This window comes from Streptomyces sp. NPDC043854 (assembly GCF_056436005.1).
Genome location: NZ_JBWKDK010000011.1, coordinates 102314 through 119360, shown reverse-complemented (window position 1 = coordinate 119360; position 17047 = coordinate 102314). Strand labels below are relative to the sequence as shown.

Here is a 17047-nt window from a genome sequence, read left to right as displayed (position 1 = left end):
GGGCCACTGAGGTCGCTGGGGCAGCGGGGACAACAAAATCAAGGGTTGGAGGACGGCTCGATGAACGGGAGCTGTCCAGGCTGATCAACGGCCGCCGAATCTGACAGGATGAACGGCGAGTCGAGAGTGTGAACAGCAGTGAGGAGATCGCGGTGTCTGGTGTGTCGGCGGGACGCTCAGCCCTGCGGATGGGACCCGCGGAGCTGGTGCAGGCGGCGGCCATGGCCCGCCGCTTCTACCTGGAGGGCAAGTCCAAGATCCAGATCGCCGAGGAGTTCGGCGTGAGCCGCTTCAAGGTGGCCCGGGTCCTGGAGACCGCCCTTGAACGCGACCTCGTCCGCATCGAGATCCGGGTGCCGGCCGAGCTCGACGCGGAGCGCTCCGACGCGCTGCGCGCCCGCTACGGGCTGCGCCACGCGGTCGTCGTGGAGTCCCCGGCCGACACGGCCGACGACGCCCCCGACCCGGAGAACCTCGGTGCCGTCGCCGCCGACCTGCTCGGCGAGCTCGTCAGCGAGGGCGACGTCCTGGGCCTGGCGTGGGGCCGGTCGACCATCCACATGGCCGCCTCCCTGCACCGCCTCCCGCAGTGCACCGTCGTACAGCTCACCGGCGTGTACGACGCCGGCACGGCCGAGCGCGGGTCCGTGGAGGCCGTGCGCCGTGCCGCCCAGGTCTCGGGCGGCGACGCGCACCCCATCTACGCCCCGATGCTGCTGCCCGACCCGGCGACCGCGGCCGCGCTGCGCAACCAGACCGGGATCGCGCGGGCCTTCGAGTACTTCGACAAGGTGACCGTCGCGGCGGTGTCGATCGGCTCCTGGGAGCCGGGCATCTCCACCGTCCACGACATGCTCACCGACGAGGAGCGGGCGCACTACGCCTCGCTCGGCGTCGCCGCCGAGATGTCCGCGCACCTCTTCGACAAGGACGGCCGCCGGGTCGGGCGCGACCTCGGCGAGCGCTGCATCACCGTCGAGGCGGACCGGCTGCGCCGCATCCCCGAGGTCGTGGCCATCGCGGGCGGGCTGCGCAAGGCCGCCGCGATCGGCGCGGTGCTGCGCTCCGGCCTGGTGACCAGCCTGGTCACGGACACGGCCGTCGCGGACTACCTGCTCACCGAGTCGGCCCCGGGCCTGCGGCCGGCGCTGGACCGGGCCGACCCGGACGAGTGAGTCCCCGCGCCCGCGAGGCGCGGGTGAACGACCCTTTTGACACGATCGGGGCATGACCTTCCGGACCACCATGCCCCGATCGCCGGTGTTGTCGCGTCCGCGCCTGCGTCTTCTCCCCGGTCGGCTGTTCGGCGCCGTCTTCCTGTGCGTCGCGCTCGTCGCGGGTTCGGCCGGGTGCGGCGGGGCCGGCGGCGGGCCGTCCGCCGCCGACGGTACGCGGGCCGGTACGCGGGTCGGCGCGCCCGCCTGGGCCGCGGGCATGGCGACCGTACGGGCCGGGGAACTGCCCCGGGAGGCGCGGGACGTGCTCGCGCTGATCGACAAGGGCGGGCCGTACCCGTACCGGCAGGACGGGACGGTGTTCGGGAACTTCGAGAAGCTCCTGCCGCGGCAGAAGCGCGGCTACTACCACGAGTACACCGTGAAGACGCCGGGGGAGCGGGATCGCGGGCCCCGGCGGCTCGTGACCGGGCAGGGCGGGGAGTTCTACTACACGGACGACCACTACAACTCGTTCAAGGCGGTTCTCCGATGACCATGGACCCGCACCAGCACCAGCACCCGCACCCGCTCGACCCTGCCCTGGCGGCCGCCGAGGCGGCGGGCTGGACGGTCGTACGGCTCGACCTGGACGGCGTACGGACGAAGGCGCAGCTGATGGACGCGTGCGCGGAGGCGTTCGGACTGCCGGAGTGGTTCGGGCGGAACTGGGACGCGCTGGCCGACTGCCTGGCGGACCTGTCCTGGCTGCCGGGAGCCGCCGGGCGGCTGGTCGTGGTCACGGGGTGGCATGGGCTGGAGGAGGCCCGGCCGGGGGACTGGGAGGTCCTCCAGGAGGTGCTGGAGGAGGCCGGTGCCCACTGGCGGGAGGTGGAGGGCGGGCCGCCCCTGGAGGTGGTCGTGGACGCTGCGCGGGCGTAGTACCCCACCCCGCCCCGGGACGGGCGAACCCCCGGCGGGATCGGGTCGGGCCGGATCCGCCGGGGGTTCGGGGCTCACGTTTCGGGACGTGCGTTTCGGGACGTGCGTTTTCGGGACGTGCGTTTTCGGGGTTCAGGACTTCGGGATCCACGGAGGGGTCTGGCCCCAGGACCAGACCGGGACCTCGGCCGCGTCCACCGGGGGCGGGTTGGGCCCCGAGTAGATCAGGGCCATGCGCGTGCCCCACTCGATGTAGTAGGCGAACACCGCACGGAACTCCGGGTCCGTCGGGAGGCCGACCTCATCGGCCGTGTCCATCAGCAGGTCCACCCAGCGGCGGCGCTGCCGCTCGGTGATGCCCCGGCCCAGGTGCTTGGTGGCCATGTGCATGTGGCCGCCGTGGCCCGCCGTGTAGTCGGCCGGGCCGCCGAAGACCTCCGACAGCCACACCGCGACGTGCCGGGGGTGCTCCGCGTCCATGCCCGCGAAGACGGGGGCCAGGATCTCGTCCCGAAGGGCATGGCCGTAGAAGGCTTCCGTGAGGCGGTTCATCGCCTCCTCCCCGCCCATCCACTCGTAGATGGTCGGGGTGGTGCCGGGTGTGGGGGTGGTGCTCATGACGGGGACGAGGCCTTTCCGGGGCCGGCCACGTCGGTGACGCGGTAGTGCTGCATCTCCTCGATGGCCTTCACGTACGGTCGGATCGCGTTGAAGAACGCGGGGAAGTGCTCGCCCTTGCGGAATCCGTTCAGGTGGGCGTCGATCGAGGTCCAGCGGATGCGGAGGACGTAGTGCTCGCGGTCGTTCTCCTCCTCGCAGCGGGAGAGCTCGTAGTCGATGCACTCGGGTGAGGCGGCCAGGGACTCCGCGGCCTGCCGGTAGGAGTCCTCGAAGGCCTGCTGGTCGTCCAATGCGATCCGGTAGCGGATGTATTCGACGGTGGTGGTCATGCTGCCTGCCTCTCCCTGTGTCGGGCTCCCGACGTCGGGCGTCGGGCGTCGGTCGCGGCCAAGCCTTGCGCGATCATGCCGCGACGTGGGGCTCTTTCGTCATTCCGACCCAGACTTCTGGGAGTCGGCGTCTTCCCCGGCGTCGCCCTCGGCCTTCCGGTCCGGGCCCGCCTCGCGGACCTTCCGGACCTTGGCCAGGGAGTCGCGCAGCTCGGTCAGCCACTCGTCCGTGTTGCGGCCGACCAGGCGGACGCACCAGGCGAGGGCGTCGGCCCGGCTGCGGGCCACTCCGCCCTCGACCAGGGTGTCGAGGACCTGGCGTTCCGGCTGGCGCAGGCGCGTCATCACCGGCACCGCCAGGTGGGTGAACAGGATGCGGTCGTCCCCGGACTGGACGGCCCAGGCGACCTTGCGGCGGTACAGCTCCTCCGCCTCCCGGGCCACCTCCATGCGCTGTTGGCGCGTGCGCTCGCGGAACGCCTTGACCGACTCGTCGGCCGGGAGGGTGCCGACGACCGTGATCTCCTCGCGGTCGACCGCCACTTCGACCAGGGACTCGTAGACGTCCACCGGAAGGCGGTCCGCGAACCAGGTGCGCAGCTGCTCGCTCTGCTCGGATGTAATCATGTAATCGACGTTGCATCCGAAGCGTGCTTGATCGCAAGGGGTTCGCGGCCGCTCCCGCGCCTGTTCGCTCTCAGCCCATCGAGCGGTACCGGTGGATCAGCGAGACCGCCATGGCGCCCTCGCCCACGCCCGACGCGACCCGCTTGACCGAGTGCGCCCGGACGTCGCCGGCGGCGAAGACCCCCGGGACGCTGGTCTCCAGCGGGTACGGGGCCCGCTCGAGGCTCCACTCGGCCGGCAGCTCGCCGCCGTTGGCGACCAGGTCGGAGCCGGTGAGGACGAAGCCGTACTCGTCGCGCTCGACCACGCCCGACAGCCAGTCCGTGTGCGGGCGGGCACCGATGAAGGTGAACATGAAGCGCGCCGGGACCTCGGTGTCCTCGCCGGTCGCCGCGTCGTGCAGGGTCAGCTTCTCCAGGTGCTCGCCGCCGTCCAGCCGGACCACGGTCGTGCGGACCCTCACCTCGATGTTCGGGGTGCGGTCGATCTCGTCGATCAGGTAGCGGGACATGCTCGCGTCCAGCGATTCCGCCCGCACCAGCACCGTGACCCGGGCCGCGTACTTCGCGAAGTGGACCGCCGCCTGGCCGGCCGAGTTCGCCCCGCCCACGATGTACACGTGCTGCGAGATGCAGGCCGAGCTCTCGGTGGTGGCCGCGCCGTAGTACAGGCCGGCCCCCTCGAAGCGCTCCGCGCCCGGGGCCTGGAGGCGGTTGTACGAGACCCCGGTCGCCAGCAGCACCGTCTCGGCGCTGATCTCGGTTCCGTCGGACAGCGTGAGGATCTTCGCCGGGTCGTCCCGGGTCAGCGAGACCACCTCCACCGGGTGCAGGATCTCGGCGCCGAACCGGGAGGCCTGGATGGTGGCGCGGCGCGTCAGGTCGCCGCCCGACAGGCCCGAGGGGAAGCCGAGGTAGTTCTCGATCAGGCTGGACGTGCCGGCCTGGCCGCCGGGGGCGCGGGAGTCCAGCATCAGCGTGGACAGGCCCTCGGAGGCCGCGTACACGCCGGCCGCGAGCCCCGCCGGGCCGGCTCCGACGATGACGCACTCGTAGTGCGGGCGGGAGGCGGTCGTCGCCAGGCCCAGCCGGCGGGCGAGCTCGGTGTCGCTCGGGGCGGAGAGCACCGCTCCGTCCGGGAAGCGGACCAGTGGCAGGGCGGCGTCGGGCTGGGCCGCGATCAGGGTCAGCGCCTCCGGGTCCCGCTCGACGTTGAGGAAGCGGAACGGCTGGCCGTTGCGGGTGAAGAAGTCGCGGACGGCGTGCGTGCCGGGGGAGACGAGGTGGCCGGCGACGATGATGCCGTCGTACGCGGGGCGGTAGGTGGCGAGCCAGTCCGAGAGCAGGTCGTCCAGGACCGGGAAGAGCCGCTCGTGCGGCGGGTCCCAGGGCTTGAGCAGGTAGTAGTCCAGCCGGACCCGGTTGATGGCGGTGATCGCCGCGTCCGTCTCGGCGTACGCGGTGAGGAGTACCCGGCGGGCGTCGGGGAAGCGGCTCACGGCTTCGAGGAGGAACTCGACCCCGGTGACGTCGGGCATCCGCTGGTCCACGAGGAACAGCGCCGGGTCGTGGCCGCGCTCGTCGAGGGAGTCGAGGATCTTGAGGGCGTCGGCGGCCGAGGAGGCGCCGAGGACCCGGTACCGGTCGCCGTAGGCGCTGCGCAGGTCCCGGCGGACGGCCCGCAGCACCTGCGGGTCGTCGTCCACCGCCAGGATGACCGGCTTCCGGTTCTCCGCCCGCTCGGCGGCCGCGGCGGTTGCCGCGGCAGCGGCCGCTCCCGTCGTGCTCTCGGGGGCCGCACTCATGCCGGGTCCAGCATCAGCTTGTCGGCGTAGCACCAGGCCCAGGCCTCGCCCGGCTCGTGCGAGGCGGCGATCGGGTGGTCGGTGGTGCGGAAGTGCCGGGTGGCGTGGCGGTTCCTGGACGAGTCACAGCATCCGACGTGCCCGCAGCTCAGGCACATCCGCAGGTGCACCCAGCTGTCGCCGAGGGCCAGGCACTCCTCGCAGCCCTCGCTGCCCGGCTCCACCGGGCGTATCTGATCGGTGTGTGTGCACAACAGGCCCGTGGTCATCGTCCCCGTCCCTCTCCTCGTCCGCGCAGTGCTCGTCCTCCGCGCGCCCGTGATTCACGGCGCGTCCAGACCATAGGCGCCGGGTGCGTGAATGGTTCAGCGATTCGGCCGAAGTCAGGAAGTCCCGCGGCTACTTCATGACCTCCGCGGACGACTACGTGAGGTGCCCGTACCAGGTGCGCCGCTACCTCACGAAGTCGCACACCGGCGCTTTGACGCAGGCTCCCGGCCACAAGCAGTGTGGTGGACGCCAACACAACAGGCGGCGCCTGGAGGAATCCGTGAGCAGAAAGATTCTGGTCATTGTCTCCGAACACGGTTACTGGGCGGAGGAACTGATAGGCCCGGTCTCGAAGTTCGACGAGCAGGGCTACGAGGTCGTGTTCGCCACACCGACCGGAAAGCGCGCGCACGCACTTCCGCCGAGCCTCGACGCGAACTACATCGACCCCCCGCTGGGCCGCTCGGTGACCACCGAGGAGAACGCCCGGCTCGGGCGGGAATTCGAGCAGTCGAGCCGGCTGGACTCGCCGCTGGACATCGAGGCGTGGGTGCCCGAGCGCCCGTACACGAGCGACGAGGGCTACCTGCGCAAGCTGGAGCAGTACCACCGCGACCTCGACCGGCTGGCGTCGGACATCGCCGAGTACGACGCGATCCTCATCGTCGGCGGCAGCGGCCCCATCGCCGACCTGGCCAACAACGAGCGCGTGCACGCGCTGATCCTGGCGTTCAAGGACGCCGGCAAGGTCGTGGCGGCCGAGTGCTACGGCGTCGCCTGCCTCGCCTTCGCCCGCGACTGGGGCGACCGCAAGAGCATCATCTGGGGCAAGCACGTGACGGGCCACTGCAAGGAGTACGACTACAAGGACGGCACCGGATTCCTCGGCACCGATTTCAACATGGGCCCGCCGCCGTACCCGCTGGAGTACATCCTGCGCGATGCGACCGGCCCGGACGGGGCCTACCACGGGAATTTCGGCCACCCGCTGTCGGTGATCGTCGACTACCCGTTCGTAACGGGCCGCTCCACCCCTGATTCGTATCTCACGGGGCAGAAGATCGTGGAAGTCCTGGAGGACGGCCTCACCCGCTACGGCTGGTGATCCGGAAACTCTCCGAGAAAGAGGGGGAATTCATGGGAGCCACTCCCGGACGAGAAAGGCTGATCGAGCAGTTCAAGGCCGACGGCCTCACGGTGATGTTCGGAAATCCGGGGACGGTGGAGCAGGGATTCCTCGACGCGGCGGACGCCGCCGAGGACTTCCGGTACGTCCTCGCCCTCCAGGAGACGGTGGCCGCCGGCATCGCCGACGGCTACGCCCGGGCCACCGGCGGCGCGGCCCTGCTCCAGCTGCACTCCGGCGTGGGCCTCGGCAACGGCATCGGCATGCTCTACCAGTCGCTGCGCGGCCACACCCCGCTCGTCGTGGTCGCCGGCGACGCCGGGATCCGCTACGACGCCATGGACGCGCAGATGGCGTGCGACCTGGTGGCCCTGGCGAAGCCGGTGACCAAGTACGCGACCAGGGTCACCGATCCCCGGTCCGTGCTGCGCACCCTGCGCCGGGCGGTGAAGATCGCCCTGACCCCGCCGCGCGGCCCGGTGTTCGTGGGCCTGCCGATGGACGTGCTGGACGAGCTCAACTCCGAGCCGGTCCTGCCCGCCACGGTCCCGCTCACGGACGTGGCGCCGTCCCCGGCCTCCGTGGGGCGGGCGGCCGAGCTGCTGGCCTCTGCGGAGCGGCCCGTCGTCCTGGTCGGCGACGGGGTCGCGCTCTCCGGGGCGCAGCGCGAGCTCGCCGCCGTCGCCGAGCTGCTCGGGGCCGACGTGTACGAGGTGGACTCCTCCGAGGTGAACATCGCGGCCTCGCACCCGCTGCGCCGCGGGCAGACGGGGCACATGTTCGGCCCGCACAGCAGGGAGCTGGTCGGGGACGCGGACGGCGTGCTGATCGTGGGCACCTACGTCTTCCCGGAGGTGTTCCCCGAGCTCGACAGCCCCTTCCGGGCCGGCGCCCGGGTCGTCCACATCGACCTGAACGCCTACGAGATCGCCAAGAACCACCCGGTGGACCTCGGGCTGGCCGCCGACCCGCGGCAGGCGCTGCGCGCGCTGGCCGGCGTACTGGAGGAGCGGCTGACCCCGGCGCAGCGGGCCGCCGCGGCCTCCCGGATCGACACCCGCACCCGGGAGCGCGCGCTCGCCGCCCGCTCCGGCGGGGACGCGGAGGACGGCACGCCGATGGCGGTCTTCCTGCGCACCCTGGCCGAGCGGACCGGCGGGGACCTGATCGTCTTCGACGAGGCGCTGACGACCTCGCCGCTGGTCACCCGCTACCTGCCGGCGGAGCGGCCCGGCGACTACCACCTGACCCGCGGCGGCTCGCTCGGGGTGGGCTTCCCGGGCGCGGTCGGGGTCAAGCTGGCCCGGCCGGACCGGCAGGTCGTGGGTTTCGCCGGGGACGGCGGGGCGATGTACACCTACCAGGCGCTGTGGACCGCGGTGCGGCACGGCGTCGACGCCAAGTTCGTGGTCTGCAACAACCGCAAGTACCGGCTGCTGGACGACAACATCGCCCAGTACTGGCGGGAGCGGGACATCCCGGAGCACGGCTTCCCGGGCTCCTTCGACCTGTCCCACCCGGAGATCGACTTCGCCGGGCTGGCCCGGTCACTCGGTGCCGAGGGGACCCGGGTGGAGAAGCCGGACGAGGCCGCCGCGGCCGCGGTCCGGATGCTCGAGCACCCCGGTCCGTTCCTCGTCGACATACACCTCTGAGCCGGCGCCCGCATCCGGGCCGGCACCCGCATCCGCACACCGCAGTCACGGCACCACCCAGCACGGACAGGAGGAGACCGCATGCCCGCCGAGCGGCAGCAGCTGACCGAGGACGCGATCCGCACGTTCGCCGAGAACTGGTACGCGGCACTGGACCGGCACGCGCCGGCCGACCAGGTGCTCGCCCTGATCACCGAGGACCTGGAGTTCAAGGTCCCCGAGGACACCTTCCTCGGGCACGAGGGGTTCGGCCGCTGGTACGAGGCCGTCACCCACCGGTTCTTCGACGAGGTGCACACGGTCACGAAGGTGGAGCCGGTCATCGAGGGCGGCCGGGCCGTCGTCCGGGTCCTCGTGAACTGGCAGGCCAAGGTCTGGGACGCGCCGGCCGCCCGCAGCACCTGGCTCGGCTTCGACGCCGACCAGACGTGGACCGTGGTGGCGGGCCCGCAGGGGCCGCTGATCAAGCAGTACACCGTCAACGAGCTGGCCCCGATGCCCGGTTCGGCCTCCCTCTGAGCGCCGGCGAGCGAGGAGCGACGACGATGACCGAAGTGACACGGGAGCGGGTCGAGGCGGCCTACCGGGCCCTCGGCTCCGGGGACCGGGCGCGCATCCTGGAGTACTACGCCGAGGACCTGCGCTGGCTCGTGCCGGGCAACCACCCGCTGGCGGGCTGGTACGAGAGCCTCGACGAGTTCCTGGACCTGATGGGCCGGACCCACAAGCTCACGGGCGGCACGTTCCGCATGGACATCCAGGCCGTCCTCACCGGCGAGGACTGCAGCGCCGACGTCTGCCGCAACACCGCCCTGCGGGACGGCGCCGACCCGGCGAGCCCGTCGCCGTACGAGCGGATGGACTACCCGGTCTTCCACTTCATGCGGTGGCGGGACGGCCGGATCGTGGAGGGCCGCGACGGGCTCTTCGGGGACTCGGCGACCGCGTTCAGCCAGTTCTGGGCGGCGTTCGCGCCGGACGGAACCCGCAGGGACCGATAGGGGAGGGGAGCGCGATGAGCGCCATGGACGCAACGGAAATCCTGCGCAGGTACTACGAGTACGCCAACGCCGGGGACTGGGACCGCTGGTGCGACCTGTTCGCCGACGACCAGGTCATGGACGAGCAGCTCGCCGGGCACATCGAGGGGCTGGAGGTCCTGCGCTCGATGATGAAGGGCATGGGGACGATGTACCGCGTCTTCCAGAACCGGCCCGTGCACTTCATCGTCGACGCCGACGGGGAGAAGGCCGCGGCCGTCTCCCACCTCAGCGCCGTCAGCGCCTCCGGCGAGGCGATCGAGGCCGAGGTCATGAACTTCTTCCGGATCGCGGACGGAAAGATCGCCTACATGGCGAACTACCACGACACCGTCCCGTTCCAGGGGCTGAGCCGGGAATGAGGGGGAGACGTGACGGCCGCAGCTGAGTACGACTACATCGTCGTCGGAGCCGGCACCGCCGGCAGCGTCCTCGCGAACCGGCTGAGCGAGGACCCCGACGTCTCCGTCCTGGTCCTGGAGGCGGGCGGCAACCGCATCCCGCCCGAGGTGGACGACCCGTCCTCCTGGTACAAACTGCTCGGCGGGCCCGTGGACTGGGGCTACACCAGCGTCCCGCAGCCCGGGCTCGACGGCCGCCGCACCTACGAGCCGCGCGGCCGGGGCCCCGGCGGCAGCAGCAACCTGTACATCATGATGCACATCCGGGGCCACGCCTCGGACTTCGACAACTGGGCCTACCAGGGCGCGGCCGGCTGGGCCCACGAGGACGTCCTGCCGTACTTCGCCCGCCTGGAGGCCCAGGAGGACGCCACCGCCGCCACCACCGGCACCACGGGCCCGCAGCGGGTCACCCACGCCGGCCGGCACCGCCCCAACCCGGTCTCGCGGGCCTTCATCGACGCCGCCGTCGAGCTCGGCCACGAGGAGATCGCCGACTTCAACACCGACGGTCCCCGCCGCGGCCTCTTCGGCGCCGGCTGGCACCACATCGACGTCGCCGACGGCCGCCGCCAGGGGGCGCTCGCCGCCTGGCTGGAGCCAGCGCTGGCCCGCCCGAACCTGACCCTGCGCACCAGCGCCCAGAGCACCCGGCTGCTCTTCGACGGCGACACCTGCACCGGGGTGGAGTACGTGCAGCTGGCCCCGGCCGCGGACATCCCCGGCCGGACCGTCCGGGACGGCCACAGCGCCGCCGCCGCGCCCGGCCTGCACACCGTACGGGCCCGCCGGGAGGTGATCGTGGCGGCCGGGGCGATCGAGTCCCCCAAGCTGCTGCTGCTCTCCGGCATCGGCCACCCGGAGCAGCTGCGCGAGCACGGCATCGCCGTCACCGCGGCGGTGCCCGGTGTCGGCGAGAACTTCCACAACCACGTGCTGACCGGGCTGATGGCCGAGGTCACGCAGGAGCTGCCGGCGCCGGCGCAGAACCTGTCGGAGAGCGCGCTGTTCCTGTCGTCGCGCCCCGGCCTGCCCGCCCCGGACCTCCAGATCGCCTTCGTCCACGTGCCGTTCGACGTGATCGTCGGCAAGGACCACCCGAACACGGTGAGCATCCTGCCCGGGGTCGTCCGGCCCGTCTCGCGCGGCTGGATCCGGCTCGCCGGCGCCGACCCGCTGGCCCACCCGCTGATCAACCCCAACTACCTGGGCGACCGGTGGGACCTGGAGCGGATGGTTCAGGGCGTCAAGCTGGCCCGGGACATCTTCGCGACGTCCGCGTTCTCGCCCTGGTACAAGCAGGAGCTCCAGCCCGGCCCGGGCCTGGCCACCGACGACGAGCTGCGGACCTTCGTGAAGCAGAAGTCGGAGAGCTACCACCACCAGGCCGGTTCCTGCCGCATGGGCATCGACGACCTCGCCGTCGTCGACCCGGAGCTGCGCGTGCACGGCGTGCGGGGCCTGCGCGTCGTCGACGCCAGCGTGATGCCCGCGGTCCCGTCGGGCAACTGCCACACCGCGATCGCGATGATCGCCGAGCGTGCGGCGGACTTCCTCCGCGGCAGAGAGGGGCTTTCCCGTGGCTGAGGCCGTGCTGCGCGAGGGCGCGCTGAGCGGGACCCGGATCGCGGTCCTGGTGGAGAGCGACTTCTACGAACCGGAGATCTTCTACTACCAGCGCCGGTTCGCCGAGGAGGGCGCGGAGGTCGACTTCCTGACCCGGCTGTGGGGCAACGGGTCGATCACCTTCACCGGGCACGAGTTCCGGGCCCCGTTCACCGCCGACCGGTCCCTGGAGGGGATCGGCGACGAGGAGCTGCGCCGGTACGCGGCGGTCATCGTGCCCTCGGGCATGGTCGCCGACCGGCTCCGCTACACCGAGGACGTGGACGTCCTCGCGCCGGCGACGGACCTGCTGCGGCGGGCCTTCGACGAGCCGACCGTCCTCAAGGGGATCATCTGCCACGGCATGTGGCTGGCGTCCTCGATCCCGGGGAAGGTCCGCGGCCGCAAGGTGGTCTGCCACAACAACCTGATCGGCGACGTCCGCAACATGGGCGCCCAGTACGTCGACGAGGACGTGGTGGTCGACGGGGACCTGGTCACCGGGCGCACGGGCGCCCACCACCACCTGTTCGCCCGCCGCATCATCGACCTGCTCGCGGCCGACCGGGGGCGGAGGGCCGGCTGATGCGCCGGATGGACTGGTCGCACGTCGGCCTGAACTGCGCGGACCAGAAGGCGACCGAGGAGTTCTACACCCGGTACTTCGGCTTCACCCGGGCCCGGGCCGTCGACCTCGGCGAGTCGCAGATCGTGTTCCTGCGCCGGGGGGACGCGTACCTGGAGCTCTTCGCCTCGGACACCGCCGCGGCCCGCGCGGCGCACGACGACGGGCCGCAGGAGCCGGGCCGGATGCGCCACCTGGCCTTCCAGACCGACAGCGTGGACGCGTTCCTGGCCGAGCTGGGCGACGCGGCAGAAGTGACCCTGGGGCCGCTCGACTTCGACGACTTCATCTGCGGCTGGCGGACCGTGTGGGTCCGCGACCCCGACGGGGTGATCGTCGAGGTCAGTCAGGGATTCGAGGACGACCGCTCTCAAGACAAGGACGGTGCATGACATGGCGGACGCCGTGAGCTTCTCCTTCTCCGACACCATCGCGGGCTACGTCAGCCGGTTCGACACCGCGTCCCGCCTGCTGCGGCTGAAGACCTCGGACGGCCGCGAGTTCGACGTCTCGCTGGCCTCCGGCCCCAGCGCCGAGCTGGTCCGCAACCTCGACGAGCCGTACATCGACGCCTCCGGGCACATCGACGAGATGCTCTCGCCCGGCCGGTTCCTCTTCGCCTACGGGGTCCACTACCCCGAGCAGGGCGGCCGGTTCGACGCCAAGCGCCTGGTCTTCCTGGGCCGCGGAGCCGAGGACTACCGGTTCGAGGAAGCGGGCTGGTGGATCCGGCAGATCGAGTCGCTGGCCGACTTCTACAAGCGGGCGCAGTTCGGCGACGGGCCGGTAGACTTCACCGAGTACCGCACCGAGATCCGGCTGGGCGGCGACAAGACCGCCAGCCACGTCCAGGAGACCGACACGATCTCCCGCCTGGTCTACGGCATGGCCTCGGCCTACCTGCTGACAGGCAAGGACGAGTACCTGGAGGTCGCCGAGCGCGGCACCGAGTACCTGCGCAAGCACATGCGGGTCGTGGACAGCGAAGAGGACGTCGTCTACTGGTACCACGGCATCAGCGTCGACGGGGACACCGAGCGCAAACTGTTCACCTCGGAGTTCGCCGACGACTACGACGCGATCCCGATGTACGAGCAGATATACGCCCTCGCCGGCCCGATCCAGACCTACCGGGTCACCGGCGACGTGCGGATCAAGAGCGACGCCGACGCCACCATCCGGCTCTTCGACAAGTTCTTCCTGGACCGCGAGCAGGGCGGCTACTACTCGCACATCGACCCGATCCTGTTCAGCCCGGACCACGAGTCCCTCGGCGAGAACGCCGAGCGCAAGAACTGGAACTCGGTCGGCGACCACGCGCCCGCGTACCTGATCAACCTGTACCTGGCGACCGGCGACCGGAAGTACGCCGACTTCCTGGAGTACACCTTCGACACCATCGCGGAACGGTTCCCGGACTACGAGCACAGCCCGTTCGTCCAGGAGCGCTTCTTCCGCGACTGGTCGCACGACACCGAGCACAGCTGGCAGCAGAACCGGGCGGTCGTCGGCCACAACCTGAAGATCGCCTGGAACCTGATGCGGATGAACTCGCTGAAGGCCAAGCCCGCCTACGCCGACCTCGCCCGGAAGATCGGCGAGATCATGCCGGCGGTCGGCAGCGACCTCCAGCGCGGCGGCTGGTACGACGTGGTCGAGCGGATCAAGCAGGGCGACCAGGAGGCGTACCGTTTCGCCTGGCACGACCGCAAGGCCTGGTGGCAGCAGGAGCAGGCGATCCTCGCCTACCTCATCCTCCACGGCACCGTCGGCGGCGCGGCCTTCCTGCGCGAGGCCCGGCAGGCCGAGTCCTTCTACAACACCTTCTTCCTCGACCACGACGAGGGAGCCGTCTACTTCAACGTCCTCGCGAGCGGTACCCCGTACCTGCTCGGCACCGAGCGGCTCAAGGGCAGCCACTCGATGTCCATGTACCACTCGGCGGAGCTGTGCTACCTCGCCGCCGTCTACAACAACCTGCTCATCAACGGCCGGGAGATGGACTTCCACTTCAAGCCCGACCCGGCCGACCTGCCCGAGCGCGTGCTGCGCGTCTCGCCCGACCTGCTGCCGGCGGGCTCGGTGCGGATCGCGTCCGTCGAGATCGACGAGAAGCCGTACACGGACTTCGACGTGGACGGGCTCACGGTCCGGCTGCCCGACGTCCAGGGGCGGGTCAAGGTCAAGGTCCGGCTGCGGCCGGTGACGTCATAGCGCTCAACGGGGGGCGCCCCGACAGAAGGGGAAAGCAAGCCATGACTCTGAACGTGAAGGAGCGCCGGAACAAGGCGGGCACCGTGCTCGTCACCACCGGCGAGATCAACAGCGAGACCTCGGGACAGCTGCTGGCGGCGCTCCTGCCGCTGGTCCGCGAGGGCCGGCCGCTGCGCATCGACCTCACGGCCGTCACGTACGTCTCCAGCGCGGGCCTGCGCACGCTGCTGGTCGTCTACCGCGAGGCGCAGCACGCCGGGGTCGCCGTCACCCTGTACGGGGTGAGCGAGGAAGTCCGGTTCGTCATGTCGGCCACCGGGTTCCTCGACTTCTTCGAGACCGGCGAGGCCGCCGCAGCCGAGGCCAAGGCCAAGGCGAAGGCCGGCGCCCGGGCGACGGCCGGGACCAGGACTCCGGTCGAGAGCGCGGTCGCCCGATGACCGAGGCCCGGTCCGAGCAAGTCCTGCGCGTCGACGCGTACCCGACCCACGAAGTGGGCGGGTACCGCGTCCGCGCCGGCAAGCCGTTCCCCTTCGGGGCCAACGTGGTCCCCGGCGGGGTCAGTTTCTCCGTCTACTCCGACCAGGCCACCTCCATGACCCTGGTCATCTACAAGCGCGGAGAGCCCGAGCCGATGGCCGAGCTGGAGTTCCCCGAGGAGTTCCGCACCGGCAGCGTCTTCGCCATGACGGTCTTCGGCCTCGACCACGAGAACATCGAGTACGGGTACCGGGCCGACGGCCCCTTCGACCCGGCCACCGGCCACCGGTTCGACGCCCGCCAGGTCCTCTCCGACCCCTACGCCCGGCTGATCGCCGGCCGGGACGTGTGGGGCGTGGAGCCGGACCGCAGCCGCGGCTACCAATACCGCTCCCGGGTCTGCCTGCAGGACTTCGACTGGGGAGACGACACACCGCTGCGGCTGCCCGCCGAGGACCTCGTCGTCTACGAGGCCCATGTGCGCGGCTTCACCCGGCACCCCTCCTCGCAGGTCACCGCCCCCGGCACGTTCGCGGGGCTGCGGGAGAAGATCCCGTACCTGAAGGAGCTCGGGGTCAACTGCATCGAGCTGCTCCCGGTGTTCGAGTTCGACGAGAGCGACAACCCGCGGACCAACCCAGAGACGGGCGAGCGGCTCTTCGACTACTGGGGCTACAACACCGTCTCGTTCTTCGCGCCCAAGGCCGGCTACGCGGCCACCGGACGCTACGGGATGCAGGGCGACGAGTTCCGCACCCTGATCAAGGACCTGCACGCCGCCGGCATCGAGGTCATCCTCGACGTGGTCTTCAACCACACCGCCGAGGGCAACGAGCAGGGCCCGACGATCTCCTTCAAGGGACTGGACAACGCCACCTACTACATGCTCACGCCGGAGGGGTACTACTTCAACTTCAGCGGCACGGGCAACACCGTCAACTGCAACCACCCCGTCGTGCGCAACTTCGTCCTCGACTGCCTGCGCCACTGGGTCGCCGACTACCACATCGACGGCTTCCGCTTCGACCTCGCGGCCATCCTCGGCCGCTCCCCGGACGGCACGCCGCTGCCCAATCCGCCGCTGCTGGAGCTGCTCGCCTACGACCCGGTCCTGCGGCACACCAAGCTCATCGCCGAGGCCTGGGACGCGGGCGGACTCTACGAGGTCGGCAACTTCCCGGCGTACGGCCGCTGGGCCGAGTGGAACGGGAAGTACCGCGACACCGTCCGCCGCTTCCTCAAGGGCGACACCGGGGTCACCGGGGAGCTGGCCACCCGGCTCGCCGGCTCGCCGGACCTGTACGCCGGCCGCGGCACCTCCGCCTCGGTCAACTTCCTCACCGCCCACGACGGCTTTACCCTGGCCGACCTCGTCTCGTACAACGACAAGCACAACGAGGCCAACGGCGAGGGCAACAACGACGGGGCGAACGACAACAACAGCTGGAACTGCGGGGCGGAAGGACCCACCGACGACCCGGCGGTGAACGCGCTGCGGCTGCGCCAGATGAAGAACGCGCTGGCGATCCTCTTCACCAGCCAGGGCATCCCGATGCTGCTGGCCGGCGACGAGGTGGGCCGCACCCAGCAGGGCAACAACAACACCTACTGCCAGGACAACGAGCTGTCCTGGTTCGACTGGGGCCAGGTCGACGAGAACGCCGAACTGCTCCGCTTCACCCGGGAGATGATCGCCTTCCGGGGCCGCCACCGGGAGCTGCGCTCCACCTCCCACCCCACCGGGCAGGTCCGCGAGGACCTGGGCCTGCCGGACATCAGCTGGCACGGCACGCGGGCCTGGCAGCCCGACTGGTCCGGCGAGAGCCGGCTGCTGGCGGTGGCCCGCTGCGGCATCGGGGACGACGACGTCGTCTACATGGCCATGAACTCCCACTGGGAGGCGCACGACCTGGAGCTGCCGGCGCTGCCCCACGGCCGCAGCTGGCACCTGTTCGCGGACACCGGGGCCGAGGCCCCGTACGACATCCGCACCCCGGGCACCGAGCCCGAGCTGGACAACGCCGGAAAGTACCTGATCGGCCCGCGCTCGGTGGTGATCCTGGTCGGGCGCACCCCCGGCCCGGACCGCGCGCTCTAGCCGCGGCCCCGCCGCGGGGCGCCGCCCCGCGGCGGGTTCCGGCCGCACCCTCACGA

19 protein-coding genes are annotated in these 17047 nt (G+C 71.2%); 14 read left to right on the top strand and 5 right to left on the bottom strand.

Features of this window, described 5'->3' with window-relative positions; translation table 11 throughout:
• Positions 1-128 precede the first annotated feature (128 nt).
• From AC068A_RS13330 to AC068A_RS13320, 3 genes are read left to right on the top strand one after another with little or no spacing between them, the layout of a single operon-like run.
• Entirely contained in the window at positions 129-1175 is a 1047-nt protein-coding gene (locus tag AC068A_RS13330; RefSeq protein ID WP_403562947.1) for a sugar-binding transcriptional regulator, read from the top strand.
• A gap of 52 nt (positions 1176-1227) precedes the next feature.
• Positions 1228-1710, top strand: a complete 483-nt coding sequence (locus tag AC068A_RS13325) for a guanyl-specific ribonuclease (protein ID WP_478584406.1) — start codon at positions 1228-1230, stop codon at positions 1708-1710.
• Positions 1707-2096: a barstar family protein gene (locus tag AC068A_RS13320; RefSeq protein ID WP_478584405.1), complete on the top strand. Its 390-nt coding sequence runs from the start codon at positions 1707-1709 to the stop codon at positions 2094-2096. Before AC068A_RS13325 ends, AC068A_RS13320 begins: the two co-directional genes overlap by 4 nt.
• A gap of 132 nt (positions 2097-2228) precedes the next feature.
• On the opposite strand, the gene AC068A_RS13315 is transcribed toward AC068A_RS13320, so the two are convergent.
• The 5 genes from AC068A_RS13315 to AC068A_RS13295 all read right to left on the bottom strand — a co-directional run bounded on the left by AC068A_RS13315 (position 2229) and on the right by AC068A_RS13295 (position 5746).
• Positions 2229-2714, bottom strand: a complete 486-nt coding sequence (locus AC068A_RS13315; protein WP_478584403.1) for a group II truncated hemoglobin — start codon at positions 2712-2714, stop codon at positions 2229-2231.
• Positions 2711-3046: a putative quinol monooxygenase gene (locus AC068A_RS13310; protein WP_478584401.1), complete on the bottom strand. Its 336-nt coding sequence runs from the start codon at positions 3044-3046 to the stop codon at positions 2711-2713. Before AC068A_RS13310 ends, AC068A_RS13315 begins: the two co-directional genes overlap by 4 nt.
• Before the next feature lie 99 nt (positions 3047-3145).
• The gene (locus AC068A_RS13305; protein ID WP_478584399.1) at positions 3146-3673 is read right to left on the bottom strand and encodes a hypothetical protein; all 528 of its coding nucleotides are present in this window, start codon (positions 3671-3673) and stop codon (positions 3146-3148) included.
• Positions 3674-3743: 70 nt separating this feature from the next.
• Positions 3744-5477, bottom strand: coding sequence for an FAD-dependent oxidoreductase (locus AC068A_RS13300; protein WP_478584397.1), 1734 nt, complete (start codon positions 5475-5477; stop codon positions 3744-3746).
• Entirely contained in the window at positions 5474-5746 is a 273-nt protein-coding gene (locus AC068A_RS13295) for a UBP-type zinc finger domain-containing protein (RefSeq protein ID WP_478584395.1), read from the bottom strand. The genes AC068A_RS13300 and AC068A_RS13295 overlap by 4 nt, the downstream gene beginning before the upstream one ends.
• Before the next feature lie 281 nt (positions 5747-6027).
• Between AC068A_RS13295 and AC068A_RS13290 the strand changes: the two genes are divergently transcribed.
• The 11 genes from AC068A_RS13290 to glgX all read left to right on the top strand — a co-directional run bounded on the left by AC068A_RS13290 (position 6028) and on the right by glgX (position 16991).
• A complete protein-coding gene (locus AC068A_RS13290) occupies positions 6028-6852 on the top strand; it encodes a type 1 glutamine amidotransferase domain-containing protein (protein WP_478584393.1) in 825 nt (274 codons plus the stop codon).
• A gap of 32 nt (positions 6853-6884) precedes the next feature.
• Positions 6885-8528: a thiamine pyrophosphate-binding protein gene (locus AC068A_RS13285; protein WP_478584391.1), complete on the top strand. Its 1644-nt coding sequence runs from the start codon at positions 6885-6887 to the stop codon at positions 8526-8528.
• 81 nt (positions 8529-8609) lie between these two features.
• A complete protein-coding gene (locus tag AC068A_RS13280) occupies positions 8610-9047 on the top strand; it encodes a nuclear transport factor 2 family protein (RefSeq protein WP_478584390.1) in 438 nt (145 codons plus the stop codon).
• Positions 9048-9073: 26 nt separating this feature from the next.
• Positions 9074-9529 carry a nuclear transport factor 2 family protein gene (locus AC068A_RS13275; RefSeq protein WP_478584388.1) on the top strand — a complete coding sequence of 152 codons (456 nt, stop codon included), beginning with the start codon at positions 9074-9076 and terminating at the stop codon, positions 9527-9529.
• Positions 9530-9543: 14 nt separating this feature from the next.
• On the top strand, positions 9544-9930 hold the full coding sequence (locus tag AC068A_RS13270; protein WP_478584386.1) for a nuclear transport factor 2 family protein: 387 nt from the start codon (positions 9544-9546) through the stop codon (positions 9928-9930).
• 9 nt (positions 9931-9939) lie between these two features.
• Entirely contained in the window at positions 9940-11556 is a 1617-nt protein-coding gene (locus AC068A_RS13265) for a GMC family oxidoreductase (protein WP_478584384.1), read from the top strand.
• A complete protein-coding gene (locus tag AC068A_RS13260) occupies positions 11549-12160 on the top strand; it encodes a DJ-1/PfpI family protein (RefSeq protein ID WP_478584382.1) in 612 nt (203 codons plus the stop codon). Before AC068A_RS13265 ends, AC068A_RS13260 begins: the two co-directional genes overlap by 8 nt.
• Positions 12160-12591, top strand: a complete 432-nt coding sequence (locus AC068A_RS13255; RefSeq protein WP_478584381.1) for a VOC family protein — start codon at positions 12160-12162, stop codon at positions 12589-12591. Before AC068A_RS13260 ends, AC068A_RS13255 begins: the two co-directional genes overlap by 1 nt.
• Position 12592: 1 nt before the next feature.
• The gene (locus AC068A_RS13250; RefSeq protein ID WP_478584379.1) at positions 12593-14413 is read left to right on the top strand and encodes an AGE family epimerase/isomerase; all 1821 of its coding nucleotides are present in this window, start codon (positions 12593-12595) and stop codon (positions 14411-14413) included.
• 41 nt (positions 14414-14454) lie between these two features.
• Entirely contained in the window at positions 14455-14853 is a 399-nt protein-coding gene (locus tag AC068A_RS13245; RefSeq protein WP_478584377.1) for an STAS domain-containing protein, read from the top strand.
• Complete coding sequence (gene glgX / locus AC068A_RS13240) at positions 14850-16991, top strand: glycogen debranching protein GlgX (RefSeq protein WP_478584375.1); 2142 nt, start codon at positions 14850-14852, stop codon at positions 16989-16991. Before AC068A_RS13245 ends, glgX begins: the two co-directional genes overlap by 4 nt.
• The last annotated feature ends 56 nt before the right edge of the window (positions 16992-17047 follow it).

Excerpts from the sequence above, each read along its gene's own strand:
- AC068A_RS13250 (WP_478584379.1), top strand. The coding sequence starts at position 12,593 with ATGGCGGACGCCGTGAGCTTCTCCTTCTCCGACACCATCGCGGGCTAC.
- glgX (WP_478584375.1), top strand. The coding sequence starts at position 14,850 with ATGACCGAGGCCCGGTCCGAGCAAGTCCTGCGCGTCGACGCGTACCCG.
- AC068A_RS13320 (WP_478584405.1), top strand. The coding sequence starts at position 1,707 with ATGACCATGGACCCGCACCAGCACCAGCACCCGCACCCGCTCGACCCT.
- AC068A_RS13300 (WP_478584397.1), bottom strand. The coding sequence starts at position 5,477 with ATGAGTGCGGCCCCCGAGAGCACGACGGGAGCGGCCGCTGCCGCGGCA.
- AC068A_RS13285 (WP_478584391.1), top strand. The coding sequence starts at position 6,885 with ATGGGAGCCACTCCCGGACGAGAAAGGCTGATCGAGCAGTTCAAGGCC.
- AC068A_RS13305 (WP_478584399.1), bottom strand. The coding sequence starts at position 3,673 with ATGATTACATCCGAGCAGAGCGAGCAGCTGCGCACCTGGTTCGCGGAC.
- AC068A_RS13270 (WP_478584386.1), top strand. The coding sequence starts at position 9,544 with ATGAGCGCCATGGACGCAACGGAAATCCTGCGCAGGTACTACGAGTAC.
- AC068A_RS13325 (WP_478584406.1), top strand. The coding sequence starts at position 1,228 with ATGACCTTCCGGACCACCATGCCCCGATCGCCGGTGTTGTCGCGTCCG.
- AC068A_RS13275 (WP_478584388.1), top strand. The coding sequence starts at position 9,074 with ATGACCGAAGTGACACGGGAGCGGGTCGAGGCGGCCTACCGGGCCCTC.
- AC068A_RS13280 (WP_478584390.1), top strand. The coding sequence starts at position 8,610 with ATGCCCGCCGAGCGGCAGCAGCTGACCGAGGACGCGATCCGCACGTTC.
- AC068A_RS13315 (WP_478584403.1), bottom strand. The coding sequence starts at position 2,714 with ATGAGCACCACCCCCACACCCGGCACCACCCCGACCATCTACGAGTGG.
- AC068A_RS13295 (WP_478584395.1), bottom strand. The coding sequence starts at position 5,746 with ATGACCACGGGCCTGTTGTGCACACACACCGATCAGATACGCCCGGTG.
- AC068A_RS13255 (WP_478584381.1), top strand. The coding sequence starts at position 12,160 with ATGCGCCGGATGGACTGGTCGCACGTCGGCCTGAACTGCGCGGACCAG.
- AC068A_RS13245 (WP_478584377.1), top strand. The coding sequence starts at position 14,455 with ATGACTCTGAACGTGAAGGAGCGCCGGAACAAGGCGGGCACCGTGCTC.
- AC068A_RS13310 (WP_478584401.1), bottom strand. The coding sequence starts at position 3,046 with ATGACCACCACCGTCGAATACATCCGCTACCGGATCGCATTGGACGAC.